14 protein-coding genes are annotated in these 16,552 nt (G+C 64.4%); 11 read left to right on the top strand and 3 right to left on the bottom strand.

Annotation, left to right across the window (positions count from 1 at the left end):
- Positions 1-8: 8 nt before the first annotated feature.
- Positions 9-998, top strand: a complete 990-nt coding sequence (locus KVG96_RS27275; RefSeq protein WP_217894775.1) for an alpha/beta hydrolase family protein — start codon at positions 9-11, stop codon at positions 996-998.
- A gap of 114 nt (positions 999-1,112) precedes the next feature.
- On the opposite strand, the gene KVG96_RS27270 is transcribed toward KVG96_RS27275, so the two are convergent.
- From KVG96_RS27270 to KVG96_RS27260, 3 genes are read right to left on the bottom strand one after another with little or no spacing between them, the layout of a single operon-like run.
- Positions 1,113-1,880, bottom strand: a complete 768-nt coding sequence (locus tag KVG96_RS27270) for a TerB family tellurite resistance protein (protein ID WP_217894774.1) — start codon at positions 1,878-1,880, stop codon at positions 1,113-1,115.
- A gap of 1 nt (position 1,881) precedes the next feature.
- Positions 1,882-2,553 (bottom strand): N-acetylmuramate alpha-1-phosphate uridylyltransferase MurU, encoded by a 672-nt coding sequence (murU, locus tag KVG96_RS27265; RefSeq protein ID WP_217894773.1) that lies wholly within the window; start codon positions 2,551-2,553, stop codon positions 1,882-1,884.
- A complete protein-coding gene (locus KVG96_RS27260; protein ID WP_217894772.1) occupies positions 2,550-3,569 on the bottom strand; it encodes an aminoglycoside phosphotransferase family protein in 1,020 nt (339 codons plus the stop codon). The genes murU and KVG96_RS27260 overlap by 4 nt, the downstream gene beginning before the upstream one ends.
- A 130-nt stretch (positions 3,570-3,699) precedes the next feature.
- Here KVG96_RS27260 and KVG96_RS27255 point away from each other — a divergent pair, with 130 nt between their 5' ends.
- The 10 genes from KVG96_RS27255 to KVG96_RS27210 all read left to right on the top strand — a co-directional run bounded on the left by KVG96_RS27255 (position 3,700) and on the right by KVG96_RS27210 (position 16,514).
- Positions 3,700-6,513: an LPS-assembly protein LptD gene (locus KVG96_RS27255; protein WP_217894771.1), complete on the top strand. Its 2,814-nt coding sequence runs from the start codon at positions 3,700-3,702 to the stop codon at positions 6,511-6,513.
- Positions 6,494-7,810, top strand: a complete 1,317-nt coding sequence (gene surA, locus KVG96_RS27250; RefSeq protein ID WP_217894770.1) for a peptidylprolyl isomerase SurA — start codon at positions 6,494-6,496, stop codon at positions 7,808-7,810. The genes KVG96_RS27255 and surA overlap by 20 nt, the downstream gene beginning before the upstream one ends.
- On the top strand, positions 7,807-8,796 hold the full coding sequence (gene pdxA / locus KVG96_RS27245) for a 4-hydroxythreonine-4-phosphate dehydrogenase PdxA (protein ID WP_217894769.1): 990 nt from the start codon (positions 7,807-7,809) through the stop codon (positions 8,794-8,796). The genes surA and pdxA overlap by 4 nt, the downstream gene beginning before the upstream one ends.
- A complete protein-coding gene (gene rsmA, locus KVG96_RS27240) occupies positions 8,793-9,611 on the top strand; it encodes a 16S rRNA (adenine(1518)-N(6)/adenine(1519)-N(6))-dimethyltransferase RsmA (protein WP_085586268.1) in 819 nt (272 codons plus the stop codon). Before pdxA ends, rsmA begins: the two co-directional genes overlap by 4 nt.
- Positions 9,612-9,718: 107 nt before the next feature.
- On the top strand, positions 9,719-10,099 hold the full coding sequence (gene apaG, locus KVG96_RS27235; RefSeq protein WP_085586270.1) for a Co2+/Mg2+ efflux facilitator ApaG/CorD: 381 nt from the start codon (positions 9,719-9,721) through the stop codon (positions 10,097-10,099).
- Positions 10,099-10,980 (top strand): symmetrical bis(5'-nucleosyl)-tetraphosphatase, encoded by an 882-nt coding sequence (locus tag KVG96_RS27230; protein WP_217894768.1) that lies wholly within the window; start codon positions 10,099-10,101, stop codon positions 10,978-10,980. The genes apaG and KVG96_RS27230 overlap by 1 nt, the downstream gene beginning before the upstream one ends.
- A gap of 33 nt (positions 10,981-11,013) precedes the next feature.
- Positions 11,014-11,343 carry a thiosulfate sulfurtransferase GlpE gene (gene glpE / locus KVG96_RS27225; protein ID WP_217894767.1) on the top strand — a complete coding sequence of 110 codons (330 nt, stop codon included), beginning with the start codon at positions 11,014-11,016 and terminating at the stop codon, positions 11,341-11,343.
- 296 nt (positions 11,344-11,639) lie between these two features.
- Positions 11,640-13,562 (top strand): PrkA family serine protein kinase, encoded by a 1,923-nt coding sequence (locus KVG96_RS27220; RefSeq protein WP_085586276.1) that lies wholly within the window; start codon positions 11,640-11,642, stop codon positions 13,560-13,562.
- Between the two features lie 121 nt (positions 13,563-13,683).
- Complete coding sequence (locus KVG96_RS27215) at positions 13,684-14,955, top strand: YeaH/YhbH family protein (protein WP_217894766.1); 1,272 nt, start codon at positions 13,684-13,686, stop codon at positions 14,953-14,955.
- The gene (locus tag KVG96_RS27210) at positions 14,952-16,514 is read left to right on the top strand and encodes a SpoVR family protein (protein WP_085586278.1); all 1,563 of its coding nucleotides are present in this window, start codon (positions 14,952-14,954) and stop codon (positions 16,512-16,514) included. Before KVG96_RS27215 ends, KVG96_RS27210 begins: the two co-directional genes overlap by 4 nt.
- Positions 16,515-16,552: the final 38 nt, after the last annotated feature.

Here is a 16,552-nt window from a genome sequence, read left to right as displayed (position 1 = left end):
AATAACCGATGCCCCCTGTCTACCGCCTGGCAATGCCAGCATTGTGCCTGTCGCTGATCCTGCCTTGTGCGTTTTCTGTCGAAGCCGCCGATCCGGCCCCTGCCGCCCAGGCAGAACAACCTGTCGGCGAGAAACCGGCCGAACGCCAGCCATTGCCTGAGCGTAGTCAGGAAGAGTCCGCAGCACTCGAACGCCAGGTTCCGGCGCAGGAACAGCAGCAGTTGCAGGCCGGCGGCGACAGTTTCCTCGCCCTGTGGAAACCTGCCAACACCGCCGAGCCCAAGGGCGCGGTGATCATCGTCCCCGGCGCCGGCGAAACCGCCGACTGGCCCCTGGCGATCGCGCCGCTGCGGCAGAAGCTGCCGGATGCGCAGTGGAGCAGCCTGAGCATTACCCTGCCGGACGTGCAAGGCGACGCCATCGCGCCGCGCACCGTCGAAACGCCGACGGCGCCGAAAGCCGCCGACCCCGGCAGCAAGGACTCCACCACCGCCGAGCCGATCGAACAGGCCGCCGGCGGCGAGGCCGAGGTGGCCGACAAGGTCGTCGCCGAAACCACCGAAGAGCAGGCCAAGGCCGACGCCGAACGGATCTTCGCCCGCATCGACGCCGCCATCGCCTACGCCGAGCAACAGAGCGCCCGCAGCGTCGTCGTGCTCGGCCACGGCACCGGCGCCTATTGGGCAGCGCGCTACCTGAGCGAAAGGCAGACTGCGCAAGTGGAGAAACTGGTGATGGTCGCCGCCCAGGCACCGCTCAAGGCCAAGCCTGAACTGGCGGAACTGACGCCGACCCTGAAACTGCCGACGGCCGACCTCTACTACATGGACAAGGCGCCGGACCGCAACGCGGCACTGGAACGCCTGCAAGCCAGCAAACGCCTGAAGACTTCGGCGTTCAGCCAGGTGGGGCTCAAGGCGCTGCCGGACAAGAAGGCCGAGCAGGAACAACTGTTCCGCCGGGTGCGCGGCTGGCTGAATCCGCAGAGCGCGGACTGAGAAATCGCGCCAGCCCCATCGCAAGCAGGCTCGCTTCCACAGTTGACCGTGTTCAAACTGTAGGAGCGAGCCTGCTCGCGATGGGGCCGCCGCAAACAGCCCGGTTCACGATACCTAGCGAAAATCCCGCCGCTCACGGATCAAGGTGTAGGCCGTGTGCAGTTCCCGGGTCTTTTCCGTGGCTTCACGCACCTGCGCAGGCGTCGCGCCGCTGCCCGCGACCTTGTCCGGGTGATGGCGGCTGAGCAGGCGCCGGTACGCCCGTTTGATCTGCGCCGGCTCGCTGGTCGCCGACACCCCGAGCAGGCGCATCGCTTCCTGATAGCTCACCGCCGCACTGACGATGGGCCGCTTGTGCGGCTCGTAGTCCGCCGCCAGCGCCTGCACCTGGTGCGTCGTCCAGCCCAGCCACTTGCCCCACTGCGCCAACAGTTCGCGTTCGCTCACGCCGGCCCGGCCGTCGGCCCAGACCATCCGCCAGCACGCGCGCAGCACCCCTTCGGCCGCATGGGGCTGGGCCCCCAGCCGCCGCAGGTAGCCGCGCAGGTTGTCGCTGCCGGACTTGCCGCGGTTGAACGCGGCGATCGCCCGGCGCTGGGCCGGCTCGCCCATGTCCAGCGCACGCATTTCGTGACGCGCCTGCTGGATATGCCCGTCGGTGACGCGCCCGTCGCTCTTGGCCAGACGCCCCAGCAGCACGAACAGCAATTCATCGTTGCGCAGCATCGGCCTGCCGCCGAGCCGTTCGCGCAAATGTCCCCAGCTCTGCAGGTGCATACGCCGATCCAGCGCCTGCCCCAACAACGCCCCAAGCATGGCCCCCGGAATGCTGGCGATCGCAAAACCCGCTCCGGCTCCAATCAGAGTCCCTGGCCACAACATATCAACGGCTCGCTTCTATCAGTTTTTCGGCTTCGGCCAGACGTTCGTGGGTGCCGACATCCACCCACTGCCCCTTCAGCCGTTCGCCCGTCACCTGGCCGCGAGCCATGGCGTCGCGCAGCAGCGGCGCGAGCTTGAACGCACCCGCCTCGCACCCGTCGAACAACTGCGGGTGCAGGACGGCGATGCCGCTGTAGGTCAGGGTCTGCGCCTGCGGCTGCCCATCCTGGACACGCCCGTTGTCGAGGACGAAATCGCCGGCCGGGTGATGGGCCGGGTTGTCCGCCAGCACCAGATGCGCCAGACCGGCGATCGGCTGATGCAGCACGCTGAAGTCGTAATCGGTCCAGATGTCGCCGTTGACCACCAGGAACGCCTCGTCGCCCAGCAGCGGCAACGCCCGGAATATCCCGCCGCCGGTCTCCAGCGGCTCGCCTTCCGGCGAATAGCGGATGCGCACGCCGTAGCGCGAGCCATCGCCCAGGTAGTCCTCGATCTGCTGGCCGAGCCAGGCGTGGTTGATCACGATGTCATCGAAACCCGCCGCCGCCAGGGCGTGCAGGTGGTACTCGATCAGCGGGATGCCGCCGGCGCGCACCAGCGGCTTGGGGGTGGTCAGGGTCAGCGGACGCATGCGCTCGCCCTTGCCTGCCGCCAGAATCATCGCCTTCATGCATTCACCCCGGCACGCAGGCTGGCGAGCAGCGCCTGCAACGGCGCAAGCTCAGGACGCCGGGCGATCACTTCATCTATATAAGCGAAGAAGCGCGGCACGTCGGTCAGGTAGCGCGGCTTGCCGTCGCGGTGGCAGATGCGGGCGAAGATGCCGATGACCTTGAGGTGGCGCTGCACGCCCATCAGGTCGCTGGCGCGCAGGAACGCCTCGAAGTCCGGCTGCACCGGGATGTTCAGCGCCGAGGCCCGCTGCCAGTAGTCGAGCAGCCAGCCGCGCACGCGCTCCGGCGACCAGCTGAGGAAGGCGTCCTTGAACAGGCAGGTCACGTCGTACGTCACCGGGCCGTACACCGCGTCCTGGAAATCCAGCACGCCGGGGTTCGGCTCGCTGAGCATCAGGTTGCGCGGCATGTAGTCGCGGTGCACCAGCACCTTGGGCTGGGCCAGGGCGCTGTCGATCAGCAGCTCGCTGACCTGCTGCCACTGCCGTTGCTGGGCCGGATCGAACTCGATGCCCAGTTCGCGCTTGACGTACCACTCCGGGAACAGTTCCAGCTCGCGCGTGAGCAAGGCCACATCGTAGCTGGGCAGCGGTGCCACCATCGGCAATTGCTGAAACGCCAGCAGCGCCTTCAGGGCATCGTCGAATAGCGCGTCGGCGTTGTCGCTGCCGATCACGTCCAGATAGGTCTTGTTGCCCAGGTCGTTGAGCAAAAGGAAGCCGCGCTCCAGGTCCTGCGCATAAATTTTCGGCACGTTGATGCCGGATTTGGCCAGCAGAAACGCGATATCCACGAAGGGTTTGCAGTTTTCCTGGGGCGGCGGGGCGTCCATCACGATGAAGCTGCGGCCGGCGCCTTCCCAGCGGAAATAACGGCGGAAACTCGCGTCGCTGCTGGCCGCGGTCAAGGTGGCCGGGGGGACGTCGCCCCACTGGCGGTCGGCGTAAAGGGCCGACAACTGCTCATCGAGCCAAACTTTCAGGTGTTGCAAGCGTACATCTTGGTCAGGCATTGCAAGGGTCTCCGACGGCGCTAGCCGTCAAGCGGGTCATGCTTTATTATCCAGCATCTTTTTCAGACCATCGAGAGGCGTGCGGCCCACACCGCGGGCAGATGGCACGCAGGAAGCCCGGACTAATAAGATGGCATTGAAATCCCCCGCGTTTCGTAAAAAATTTCCGTTGTTGATGACCGGCAGCCTGCTGGCCATGCAACCTCTGGCCAGTTCCTTCGTCACCGCGGCCGAGCAGTATGACTGCTCCGTCTCGGAGTCGGGCGGCTGGGCCTGTGCGCCCAAGTCCACGGCCGCTGCCTTGCCGCCGCGTCCGGTGCATGACGGCAGCGCCGTCAGCGCCGCCGGCGAAGCGCCGGCCGAAAGCGGCGCCAGCCAGGACACCGGCCCCAAACCCGTGCTCGTCACCGAGTCCAAGGGCCGTGGCCTGAAATCCCGCAGCGAAGACTACAGTCACCTCGACTGGGTTCCGCGCGAGAAGCTCACCGCCGCCCAACTGGCCGAGACAGGTCCTTACTGCTCTGGTTCCTATATCGAACCGATTCGTCCTGGCATGAATGACAAGACGAACAAAAGTGACACACCGACCTTCATCGGCGCCAAGGCCTCCCGCTACCAGCAGGATTCGCAGGTCGCCAGCCTGGCCGGCGACGTGGTCATGCGTCAGGGCAGCATGCAGGTCGAGGCCGACGAGGCCAACCTGTACCAGGCCGAGAGCCGTGGCGAACTGGCGGGCAACGTGCGCATCCGCGACAACGGCGCGCTGATCGTCGGCGACCATGCCGACGTGCAGCTGGACACCGGCGAAGCGAAGGTCGACAACGCCGAATACGTGATGCACAAGTCGCACATCCGCGGCAACGCGCTGTACGCCAAACGGGCCGAGAACGCGATCATCCGCCTCAAGGACGGCACGTACACCACGTGCGAACCGAACAGCAACGCCTGGCAGCTCAAGGGCAACAACATCACCCTGAACCCGGCCACCGGCTTCGGCACCGCGACCAACGTGACGCTGCGGGTCAAGGACATTCCGGTTCTGTACACCCCGTACATCTACTTCCCGATCGACGACCGCCGCCAGTCGGGCTTCCTGCCGCCGAGCATCGGCACCAGCAGCGACACCGGCTTCATGCTGGTCACCCCGTACTACTTCAACCTGGCGCCGAACTACGACGCCACGTTGTACCCGCGCTACATGGCCAAGCGCGGCTTGCTGATGGAAGGCGAGTTCCGCTACCTGACCAAATCCAGCGAAGGGCAGTTCGGTGCGGCGTACCTCAATGACGAGGACACCGACCGCAGCAAGCAGACCGACTACCAGAAGAACCGGTACATGTACAACTGGCAGCACAAGGGCGGTCTCGACTCCCGCGTGTTCACCCAGGTCGACTACACCAAGATCAGCGACCCGTACTACTTCCAGGATCTGGAAACCGACCAGATCGGCGTGAAGAGCGCCGACTACGTGAATCAGCAAGGTTCGGTCACCTACCGTGGCGACAGCTACACCGCCCGGTTGAACGCCCAGGCCTACCAGCTGGCGACCGTGTCGAACATCACCCCGTATGACCGCCTGCCGCAGATCACCTTCAACGGCCAGCTGCCTTACCATCCGGAAGGCCTGGACTTCGACTACGAGACGGAGCTGGTCCGCTTCGACCGTGACCTGAAGAACGGCAACTTCGTGAACGAGGACGGCAGCGTCGAAAGCCGCCTCGACAACAACGTCACCGGCCTGGCCCGCGCCAACGGCGACCGCCTGAACCTGAAGCCGGGCGTCAGCCTGCCGCTGAACTGGACCTATGGCTTCATCAAGCCATCGCTCAAGTACCAGTACACCCAGTACCAGCTGGACCTGGACAGCACCGGCAAGAACCAGATCGCGCAGCAGGAGGCGGCGGCAGCCGCTGCCGGCACCAAGTACCTCGGCGGCAAGTTCGGCAGCAACCAGAACCGCGGCGTACCGATCGCCAGCATCGACAGCGGCCTGTACTTCGACCGTGACACGTCCTACTTCGGCAAGAACTACCGCCAGACCCTGGAACCGCGCCTGTTCTACCTCTACGTACCGGAGGTCGACCAAGAGGACATCCCGGTATTCGACACCAGCGAATACACGTTCAACTATGCCTCGCTGTTCCGCGACAACCGCTTCTCCGGCGCCGACCGCGTCGGCGACGAGAACAAGCTGTCGCTGGGCGTGACCAGCCGCTGGATCGAGGACGACGGTTTCGAGCGTCAGCGCATCAGCGTCGGCCAGGCCCTGTACTTCAAGGACCGCGAAGTCCAGTTGCCGGGCATCGACGCCAAGACCCGCGACGACGCGCATTCCAACGTCTCGCCGTACGCGCTGGAATACGAGTACCGCTGGAACCGCGACTGGCGCACCACCGCGGACTACAACTGGGATCCGGACAGCCGCAGCCCTCGCTCGGGCAGCGCGATGTTCCACTACCAGCCTGAAGACAACCCGAACAAGGTGGTCAACTTCGGTTACCGCTACCGCAACGACCAGGTCCGCTACGACCAGAACACCGGCAAGTGGTCGGTGGGCGGCGGCGACTACGGCGTGCCGGGCGATCCGAACTACGTGAAGGACTACTACAAGATCAAGCAGCACGACTTCTCGGCGATCTGGCCGATCGTGCCGCAGTGGAGCGCCATCAGCCGCTGGCAGTACGACTACAACCGCAACCGCACGCTGGAAGCCTTCGGCGGTTTCGAGTACGACAACTGCTGCTGGAAACTGCGCCTGATCAACCGTTACTGGGTGTCCTACGACGAGTTCAGTCAGCAGGCTCCGCAAAACGAAAAAGGCGACCACGGCGTCTTCCTCCAAATCGTCCTGAAGGGCCTCGGCGGTGTCGTAGGCACCAAGGTAGAGAGCTTCCTCGACAAAGGCATCCAAGGTTATCGTCAACGTGAAGACCAAGCTTTCTGATTGTCTGCGCCCGCTGATGCTGGGCGCGCTGTTCCTCGGTACTTCGGCCGGCGCCGCGGTGCAGTCCATCGATAAAGTGGTGGCCATCGTCGACAACGACGTGGTCATGCAGAGCCAGCTGGACCAACGCGTCCACGAGGTGCAGAAAACCATCGCCAAGCGCGGCGGCGGCCTGCCGCCTCCGGGCGTGCTGGACCAGCAGGTGCTGGAACGCCTGATCGTCGAGAACCTGCAGCTGCAGATCGGCGAGCGCTCCGGCATCCGCATCACCGACGAAGAGCTGAACCAGGCCGTAGGCACCATCGCCCAGCGCAACAACATGACCGTGGACCAGTTCCGCGCCGCGTTGTCCCGCGACGGCCTGTCCTACGACGAAGCCCGCGACCAGATCCGCCGCGAGATGGTCATCAGCCGCGTGCGTCAGCGCCGTGTGGCCGAACGCATCCAGGTGTCGGAACAGGAAGTGAAGAACTTCCTGGCCTCTGACCTGGGCAAGATGCAGCTCTCCGAAGAACTGCACCTGGCCAACATCCTGATCCCGACCCCGGAAAGCGCCAGCTCCGAAGCCATTCAGAGCGCCGCCCGCCAGGCCATGGACGTTTACCAGCAGCTCAAGCAAGGCGCCGACTTCGGCCAGATGGCCGTGGCCAAGTCCGCCAGCGACAACGCGCTGGAAGGCGGCGACATGGGCTGGCGCAAGGCCGCCCAGCTGCCGCCGCCGTTCGACCGCGAACTGAGCAGCATGTCGCCGGGCGAAATCACCCAACCGGCCCGCACTCCGGGCGGCTTCATCATCCTGAAGCTGCTGGAGAAGCGCGGCGGCGAAGGCCAGGTGCGCGACGAAGTGCATGTGCGCCACATTCTGGTCAAGCCAAGTCCGGTTCGTGACGAAGCGAAGACCAAGGAACTGGCCCAGTCGCTGTACAACCGTATCGAAGCCGGCGAAGACTTTGCCGAGCTGGCGAAGAAATACTCGGAAGACCCGGGTTCCGCCCTCAACGGCGGCGACCTCAACTGGATCGACCCGAACGCCCTGGTGCCGGAGTTCCGCGCCGTGATGGCCAAGTCCCCGCAGGGTCAGCTGTCCAAGCCGTTCCAGACCCAGTACGGCTGGCACGTCCTGGAAGTCCTTGGCCGCCGCGCCACCGACAGCACCGCCCAGGCGCGCGAGCAACAAGCGATGACCGTGCTGCGCAACCGCAAGTACGACGAAGAGCTGCAGACCTGGCTGCGTCAGATCCGCGACGAAGCCTACGTTGAAATCAAACTCCCTGGCGCAGACCAGGCAGCGCAGTGAAACCCAAGCGTTTCGCGCTGACACCCGGCGAACCGGCCGGCATCGGTCCCGACCTGTGCCTGCTGCTCGCCTCGCAGGCCCAGCCGCACCCCCTGATCGCCATCACCAGCCGCGACCTGCTCCTCGAGCGGGCCGCGCAGCTGGGGCTGGCCGTCGACGTGCTGGCCGTCACCCCTGACCGCTGGCCGGACGCTCCGGCGCCGGCCGGCAGCCTGTACGTCTGGGACACGCCGCTGAGCGCCCCGGTGGTCGCCGGGCAACTGGACAAGGCCAACGCCGCGTTCGTCCTCGAAACCCTGACCCGCGCCGGCCAAGGCTGCCTGAACGGCGACTTCGCCGGGATGATCACCGCGCCGGTGCACAAGGGCGTGATCAACGAATCCGGCATCGCCTTCTCCGGGCACACCGAATTCCTCGCCGACCTGACCCACACCGCCCAGGTGGTGATGATGCTCGCCACCCGCGGCCTGCGCGTGGCGCTGGTCACCACCCACCTGCCCCTGCGCGAGATCGCCGACGCGATCACGCCGCAGCGGCTGGAGCGGGTCACGCGGATCCTGCACGCCGACCTGCAAGACAAGTTCGGCATCGCCCGGCCGCGCATCCTGGTCTGCGGGCTCAACCCGCACGCCGGCGAAGGCGGCCACCTGGGCCATGAAGAAATCGACATCATCGAACCGACGCTGGAGCGTCTGCGCAGCGAAGGCATGGACCTTCGCGGCCCGCTGCCCGCCGACACCCTGTTCACCCCCAAATATCTGGAGCACTGCGACGCGGTGCTGGCGATGTACCACGACCAGGGCCTGCCCGTGCTGAAGTACAAAGGCTTCGGCGCAGCGGTCAACGTGACCCTGGGCCTGCCGATCATCCGCACCTCCGTCGACCACGGCACCGCCCTGGACCTGGCCGGCAGCGGCCGGATCGACACCGGCAGCCTGCAGGTCGCCCTGGAAACCGCCTACCAGATGGCCGAGACCCGTTTATGACCGAGCAATACCAACACAAGGCGCGCAAACGCTTTGGCCAGAACTTCCTGCACGATGCCGGCATCATCGACCGCATCCTGCGCGCCATCCACGCCAAGCCCGAAGACCGCATGCTGGAGATCGGCCCGGGCCAGGGCGCGCTGACCGAAGGCCTGCTCGGCGCCGGCGCCCAACTCGACGTGGTGGAACTGGACAAGGACCTGATCCCGATCCTCAACAGCCAGTTCGCCGGCAAGAGCAACTTCAACCTGCACCAGGGCGATGCGCTGAAGTTCGACTTCAACACCCTCAACGCCGCGCCGAACACACTGCGGGTGGTGGGCAACCTGCCGTACAACATCTCCACCCCGCTGATTTTCCACCTGCTGGACAACTCGCACCTGATCCGCGACATGCACTTCATGCTGCAGAAGGAAGTGGTCGAGCGCCTGGCCGCAGGCCCCGGCGGCGGCGACTGGGGTCGCCTGTCGATCATGGTCCAGTACCATTGCCGGGTCGAACACCTGTTCAACGTCGGCCCCGGCGCGTTCAACCCGCCGCCGAAAGTCGACTCGGCCATCGTGCGCCTGGTGCCCCACGCCGTGCTGCCGCACCCGGCCAAGGATCACCGGCTGCTCGAGCGCGTGGTGCGCGAGGCGTTCAACCAGCGCCGCAAGACCCTGCGCAACACCCTCAAGCAACTGCTCACCAGCGCCGAGATCGAAGCGGCAGGCGTCGACGGCAGCCTGCGCCCCGAGCAACTGGACCTGGCGGCGTTCGTGCGCCTGGCCGACCAGCTCGCCGAGAAACCCCAGCAGCCGCCCAAGGCCGACTGACGGCGTCATCGGGCAACGGCCGCGCTGGTCTGTTGCCCGATACTTGCCTAGACTGAACCCCTATCAGCCGCACCCCTGCGTTGCGCTTCGCTCTTAAGGCCTTTTGCATGTCCGATCCCCGTTATCAGGTCGACGTCAGCGTGGTCACCCGCTATCTGGCAGACCAATCGCAACCCGAGCACGACCGCTTCGCCTTCGCCTATACCATCACCGTACAGAACAACGGCGACCGGCCGGCCCGGCTCATGTCACGGCACTGGGTCATCACCGATGGCGACGGACATGTCGAGGAAGTCCGCGGCGCCGGCGTGGTGGGCCAGCAACCGCTGATCGAGGCGGGCCAGAGCCACACCTACAGCAGCGGCACGGTGATGACCACCCAGGTCGGCACCATGCAGGGCTCCTACGAAATGGTCGCCGACGACGGCAAGCATTTCGACGCCGTCATCAAGCCTTTCCGCCTCGCCGTGCCCGGAGCCCTGCACTGATGGCGACCTATGCCGTAGGCGACCTGCAGGGCTGCCTCGAACCGCTCAAGTGCCTGCTCGGCCAGGTCGCCTTCGACCCGGCCCTGGACCGCCTGTGGCTGGTGGGCGACCTGGTCAACCGCGGCCCGCAGTCCCTGGAGACCCTGCGCTACCTGTACGGGCTGCGCGACTCGCTGGTGTGCGTGCTGGGCAACCATGACCTGCACCTGCTGGCCGCCGGCCAGAACATCGAGCGCATGAAAAAGAGCGACACCCTGCGCGAGATCCTCGAAGCCCCCGACGGCCCCCAACTGCTGGACTGGCTGCGTCGGCAAAAGCTGATGCACTACGACGAGCGGCGCGAGGTCGCCATGGTGCACGCCGGGATCCCGCCGCAATGGTCGCTGCGCAAGGCGCTCAAGTGCGCCGAAGAGGTCGAGTCGGCCCTGCGCGACGACAACCTGTTCCCGGCCTACCTGGACGGCATGTACGGCAACGAGCCGGCGAAATGGGACAACGACCTCAAGGGCGTGACGCGCCTTCGGGTCATCACCAACTATTTCACCCGCATGCGCTTCTGCACCCCCGAGGGCAAGCTCGACCTCAAGAGCAAGGAAGGCCTGGACACCGCCCCGCCCGGCTACAAGCCGTGGTTCCAGCACAAGGAGCGCAAGACCCGCGGCCTGCGGATCATCTTCGGCCACTGGGCGGCGCTCGAAGGCAACGTCCACGAGCCCGGCATCTGCGCCCTCGACACCGGCTGCGTGTGGGGCGGCAGCCTGACCTTGATGAACGTCGACAGCGGTGAGCGCCTGTCGTGCAAATGCGACGACCACGGCAACGCCCTGCCGACCGTCGCCCCGCTTATCCCCCTCTCCACGTCAGCCAGCGCCCCGCGCTAGACTGCGTCACCCGCCGGACCACAGGAACCCGCCATGAGCGAATTCAAACGCATCCCCCCGGAACAGGCCAAGGCCCTGCGCGAGCAAGGCGCCGTGGTGGTCGACATCCGTGACCCGCAAGCCTTCGCCAGCGGACACGTCACCGGGTCGCACCACCTGGACAACCACTCGGTCGCCGATTTCATCCGCAACGCCGACCTCGACGCCCCGACGGTGGTCGTCTGCTACCACGGCAACTCCAGCCAGAGCGCAGCCGCCTACCTGGCGGGCCAGGGCTTCTCCGACGTCTACAGCCTGGACGGCGGCTTTGAGCTGTGGCGTGCGACGTATCCTGCGGAAACCGCCCAAGGCTCCGCCGAATAATTTTTTTGCGCCCCGCAAGCCCCGGCTCCTGCGGGCTTGCACGGTGGCGGACGAACGGTCTGCCACAACTAATTACGCATCTCGCCTTTACCTCGCCAATTCCCAACTATCCTTAAGCCCAGGCCATCCAAAACAGGGGAGAGCCGGTACACCGGCGCACGGGTCATCGGGAGTAGCTTTCGCGGTTGTCCGCGCGGAAGAGTTCTGGGGGGTAAACAACAGCTGCCAAAGCGGCTGCTTGCCAGCATCGACTGAGTGATCCGGCGTCGGCTCCACGTATCGAGCGAGGTGACGTCATGAGTATCTTTAGCCACTTCCAACAACGCTTCGAGTCCACACGCCAGGAAGAATTCTCGCTGCAGGAATACCTGGAACTGTGCAAAAAGGACCGCAGCGCCTACGTTTCCGCCGCCGAGCGTCTGTTGCTGGCCATCGGCGAACCCGAGCTGCTCGACACCTCGACCAATTCGAGGCTGTCACGCATCTTCTCCAACAAGGTGATCCGCCGCTATCCGGCCTTTGAGGACTTCCACGGGATGGAAGAATGCATCGACCAGATCGTGTCGTACTTCCGCCATGCGGCCCAGGGCCTGGAAGAGAAGAAACAGATCCTCTACCTCCTCGGCCCGGTGGGCGGCGGCAAGTCGTCCCTGGCCGAGAAGCTCAAGCAACTGATGGAGAAGGTGCCGTTCTACGCCATCAAGGGCTCGCCGGTGTTCGAGTCGCCCCTGGGGCTGTTCAACGCCACCGAAGACGGCGCGATCCTCGAAGAGGACTTCGGCATCCCCCGCCGCTACCTGAACACCATCATGTCGCCCTGGGCGACCAAACGCCTGGCCGAGTTCGGCGGCGACATCAGCCAGTTCCGCGTGGTCAAGCTGTACCCCTCGATCCTCAACCAGATCGCCGTGGCCAAGACCGAACCGGGCGACGAGAACAACCAGGACATCTCCGCGCTGGTGGGCAAGGTCGATATCCGCAAGCTGGAGGAGTTCCCGCAGAACGACGCCGACGCCTACAGCTACTCCGGGGCGCTGTGCCGGGCCAACCAGGGCCTGATGGAATTCGTCGAAATGTTCAAGGCGCCGATCAAGGTGCTGCACCCGCTGCTGACCGCCACCCAGGAAGGCAACTACAACAGCACCGAAGGCCTGGGCGCGATTCCGTTCACCGGGATCCTGCTGGCCCACTCCAACGAATCGGAGTGGCACACCTTCCGCAACAACAAGAACAACGAAGCCTTCATCGACCGGATCTACATCGTCAAGGTGCCGTACTGCCTGCGGGTCAGCGACGAGGTGAAGATCTACGACAAGCTGCTGTTCAACAGCTCCCTGGCCCGGGCCCACTGCGCGCCGGACACCCTCAAGATGCTGGCGCAGTTCACCGTGCTGTCGCGCCTCAAGGAGCCTGAGAACTCCAACATCTACTCCAAGATGCGCGTGTACGACGGGGAAAACCTCAAGGACACCGATCCGAAGGCCAAGTCGATCCAGGAATACCGCGATGCGGCGGGCGTCGACGAGGGCATGAACGGTCTGTCGACCCGGTTCGCCTTCAAGATCCTGTCCAAGGTGTTCAACTTCGACCCGCACGAAATCGCCGCCAACCCGGTGCACCTGCTCTATGTGCTGGAACAGCAGATCGAACAGGAACAGTTCCAGGCCGAGACCCGCGAACGCTACCTGCGCTACCTGAAGGAATACCTGGCCCCGCGCTACATCGAGTTCATCGGCAAAGAGATCCAGACCGCCTACCTCGAGTCCTACAGCGAGTACGGCCAGAACATCTTCGACCGCTACGTGCTGTACGCGGACTTCTGGATCCAGGACCAGGAATACCGCGATCCGGAAACCGGCGAGATCCTCAACCGCGTCGCCCTCAACGAGGAACTGGAAAAGATCGAGAAACCGGCCGGCATCAGCAATCCGAAGGACTTTCGCAACGAGATCGTCAACTTCGTGCTGCGTGCCCGGGCCAACAACAACGGCAAGAACCCGACCTGGCTCAGCTACGAGAAACTGCGGGTGGTCATCGAGAAGAAAATGTTCTCGAACACCGAGGACCTGCTGCCGGTCATCAGCTTCAACGCCAAGGCCAGCAAAGAGGATCAGCAAAAGCACAACGACTTCGTCACCAGGATGGTCGAACGCGGCTACACCGACAAACAGGTACGGCTGCTCTCCGAGTGGTATCTGCGGGTCAGAAAATCGCAGTGAGGCAGCTGCAAGCTTCTAGCAGCAAGCCGCAAGCGAACAGCGGGTAAGTCCCCATCCCGGGATCTGAGGCGCTTTCGCTTGCAGCTTGAAGCTTACGACTTGAAGCTCCCCGGAGGGGCCTATGAGCTATGTGATCGACCGACGCCTCAATGGCAAGAACAAGAGCACGGTGAACCGCCAGCGCTTCCTGCGGCGCTACCGTGACCACATCAAGAAGGCTGTCGAAGAAGCCGTCAGCCGGCGCTCCATCACCGACATGGAGCACGGCGAGCAGATCAGCATCCCCGGTCGCGACATCGACGAACCGGTGCTTCACCACGGCCGCGGCGGCAAGCAGACCGTGGTGCATCCCGGCAACAAGGAGTTCACCGCCGGCGAACACATCGCCCGCCCGCCGGGAGGCGGCGGAGGCCGGGGCCCCGGCAAGGCCGGCAACTCCGGCGAAGGCATGGACGAGTTCGTCTTCCAGATCACCCAGGAAGAATTCCTCGAATTCATGTTCGAGGACCTCGAACTGCCGAACCTGGTCAAACGCAACCTGACCGGCACCGACACCTTCAAGACCGTGCGCGCCGGCATCAGCAACGAGGGCAACCCCTCGCGCATCAACATCATCCGCACCCTGCGCTCGGCCCATGCCCGGCGCATCGCGCTGTCCGGCAGCAGCCGGTCGAAACTGCGCGAAGCGAAAGAGGAACTGGCCCGGCTCAAGCGCGAAGAACCGGACAACTTCGGCGATATCCAGGATCTGGAGGCGGAAATCGAGAAACTCAGCGCCCGCATCCACCGGGTGCCGTTCCTCGATACGTTCGACCTCAAGTACAACCTGCTGATCAAGCAGCCCAACCCCAGTTCCAAGGCGGTCATGTTCTGCCTGATGGACGTGTCCGGCTCCATGACCCAGGCGACCAAGGACATCGCCAAGCGCTTCTTCATCCTGCTGTACCTGTTCCTCAAGCGGAACTACGACAAGATCGACGTGGTGTTCATCCGCCATCACACCAGCGCCCGGGAAGTGGACGAGGAGGAGTTCTTCTATTCGCGGGAAACCGGCGGCACCATCGTCTCCAGCGCCCTGAAGCTGATGCAGGAGATCATGGCCGAGCGCTACCCGAGCAACGAGTGGAACATCTACGCCGCCCAGGCCTCCGACGGCGACAACTGGAACGACGATTCGCCCATCTGCCGCGACATCCTGATCAACCAGATCATGCCGTTCGTGCAGTACTACACTTATGTGGAGATCACCCCCCGCGAGCACCAGGCCCTCTGGTACGAATACGAACGCATCGCCGAAGCCTTTTCCGACACGTTTGCCCAGCAGCAACTGGTCTCGGCCGGGGATATCTATCCGGTCTTCCGTGAACTCTTCCAGCGCAGGTTAGTGACATGACCGCCAAAGAGCAGAAGCGCCAACCCATCTCCACCGGCTCCGAATGGACGTTCGAGCTGATCCAGGCCTACGACCGCGAAATCGCCCGCATCGCGGCCCGCTATGCGCTGGACACTTATCCCAACCAGATCGAGGTGATCACCGCCGAACAGATGATGGACGCCTACGCGTCGGTCGGCATGCCGCTGGGCTATCACCACTGGTCCTACGGCAAGCACTTCCTCAGCACCGAGAAATCCTACAGCCGCGGGCAGATGGGCCTGGCCTACGAGATCGTGATCAACTCGGATCCGTGCATCGCCTACCTGATGGAGGAGAACACCATCTGCATGCAGGCCCTGGTGGTGGCCCACGCCTGCTACGGCCACAACAGCTTCTTCAAGGGCAATTACCTGTTCCGCACCTGGACCGACGCCAGCTCGATCATCGATTACCTGGTGTTCGCCAAGCAGTACATCATGCAGTGCGAGGAGCGCCACGGCATAGACGCCGTGGAGGACCTGCTCGATTCCTGCCACGCCCTGATGAACTACGGCGTGGACCGCTACAAACGGCCGTATCCGATTTCCGCCGAGGAAGAGCGGCGGCGGCAGAAGGATCGCGAAGAGCACCTGCAGAAGCAGATCAACGACCTGTGGCGCACCATCCCCAAGGGCACCGACAAGCTCAGCGACAAGGACAACGCCCGGTTCCCCGCCGAACCGCAGGAGAACATCCTGTACTTCATCGAGAAGCACGCGCCGCTGCTGGAGCCGTGGCAACGGGAAATCGTGCGCATCGTGCGCAAGATCGCCCAGTACTTCTACCCGCAGCGCCAGACCCAGGTGATGAACGAAGGCTGGGCGACCTTCTGGCACTACACCCTGATGAACGACCTGTACGACGAAGGCCTGGTCACCGACGGTTTCATGATGGAGTTCCTGACGTCCCACACCAGCGTGGTGTTCCAGCCCGGGTTCGACAGCCCCTACTACAGCGGCATCAACCCCTACGCCCTGGGCTTTGCGATGTACCGGGACATCCGGCGCATGTGCGAGGAGCCCACCGAGGAGGATCGGCGCTGGTTCCCGGAGATCGCCGGGTCCGACTGGCTGTCGACCATCAAGTTCGCCATGAGCAGCTTCAAGGACGAAAGCTTCATCCTGCAGTACCTGTCGCCCAAGGTGATCCGCGACCTCAAGCTGTTCAGCATCCTCGACGACGACCAGCGGGACGACTTGCTGGTACCGGCCATCCACGACGAGGGCGGCTACCGGATCATCCGCGAGACCCTGGCGGCGCAGTACAACCTCGGCAACCGCGAGCCGAACGTGCAGATCTACAGCATCGACCGCCGCGGCGACCGTTCGCTGACCCTGCGCCACCAGCAGCATGACCGCAAGCCCTTGGGCGATTCCACGGAAGAAGTGCTCAAGCACCTGCACCGGTTGTGGGGCTTCGACATCCATCTGGAAACCCTGCAAGGCGACCAAGTGATGAAAACCCACCATGTGCCGCCGCGAAACGAGCACAGCGAAGGGGACTACGGTCGGCTCGACCTGGCCGTCATTCATCTTTGATCCCGCTCCAGCCTCCGAAAGTCCGGCGCAAGGGTTAT

Origin of the sequence: Pseudomonas ekonensis (assembly GCF_019145435.1) — a bacterium.
Classification (GTDB): Bacteria; Pseudomonadota; Gammaproteobacteria; order Pseudomonadales; family Pseudomonadaceae; genus Aquipseudomonas; species Aquipseudomonas ekonensis.
Note: the sequence above shows the minus strand (reverse complement) of the source record. Positions and strands in the feature narration are given on the sequence as shown.

Bases quoted from the DNA above. Each gene is read 5' to 3' on its own strand.
- KVG96_RS27210 (WP_085586278.1), top strand. From the start codon at position 14,952: ATGACCGCCAAAGAGCAGAAGCGCCAACCCATCTCCACCGGCTCCGAA.
- murU (WP_217894773.1), bottom strand. From the start codon at position 2,553: ATGAAGGCGATGATTCTGGCGGCAGGCAAGGGCGAGCGCATGCGTCCG.
- KVG96_RS27220 (WP_085586276.1), top strand. From the start codon at position 11,640: ATGAGTATCTTTAGCCACTTCCAACAACGCTTCGAGTCCACACGCCAG.
- rsmA (WP_085586268.1), top strand. From the start codon at position 8,793: ATGACCGAGCAATACCAACACAAGGCGCGCAAACGCTTTGGCCAGAAC.
- glpE (WP_217894767.1), top strand. From the start codon at position 11,014: ATGAGCGAATTCAAACGCATCCCCCCGGAACAGGCCAAGGCCCTGCGC.
- KVG96_RS27260 (WP_217894772.1), bottom strand. From the start codon at position 3,569: ATGCCTGACCAAGATGTACGCTTGCAACACCTGAAAGTTTGGCTCGAT.
- KVG96_RS27215 (WP_217894766.1), top strand. From the start codon at position 13,684: ATGAGCTATGTGATCGACCGACGCCTCAATGGCAAGAACAAGAGCACG.
- apaG (WP_085586270.1), top strand. From the start codon at position 9,719: ATGTCCGATCCCCGTTATCAGGTCGACGTCAGCGTGGTCACCCGCTAT.
- KVG96_RS27255 (WP_217894771.1), top strand. From the start codon at position 3,700: ATGGCATTGAAATCCCCCGCGTTTCGTAAAAAATTTCCGTTGTTGATG.
- KVG96_RS27270 (WP_217894774.1), bottom strand. From the start codon at position 1,880: ATGTTGTGGCCAGGGACTCTGATTGGAGCCGGAGCGGGTTTTGCGATC.
- KVG96_RS27230 (WP_217894768.1), top strand. From the start codon at position 10,099: ATGGCGACCTATGCCGTAGGCGACCTGCAGGGCTGCCTCGAACCGCTC.
- KVG96_RS27275 (WP_217894775.1), top strand. From the start codon at position 9: ATGCCCCCTGTCTACCGCCTGGCAATGCCAGCATTGTGCCTGTCGCTG.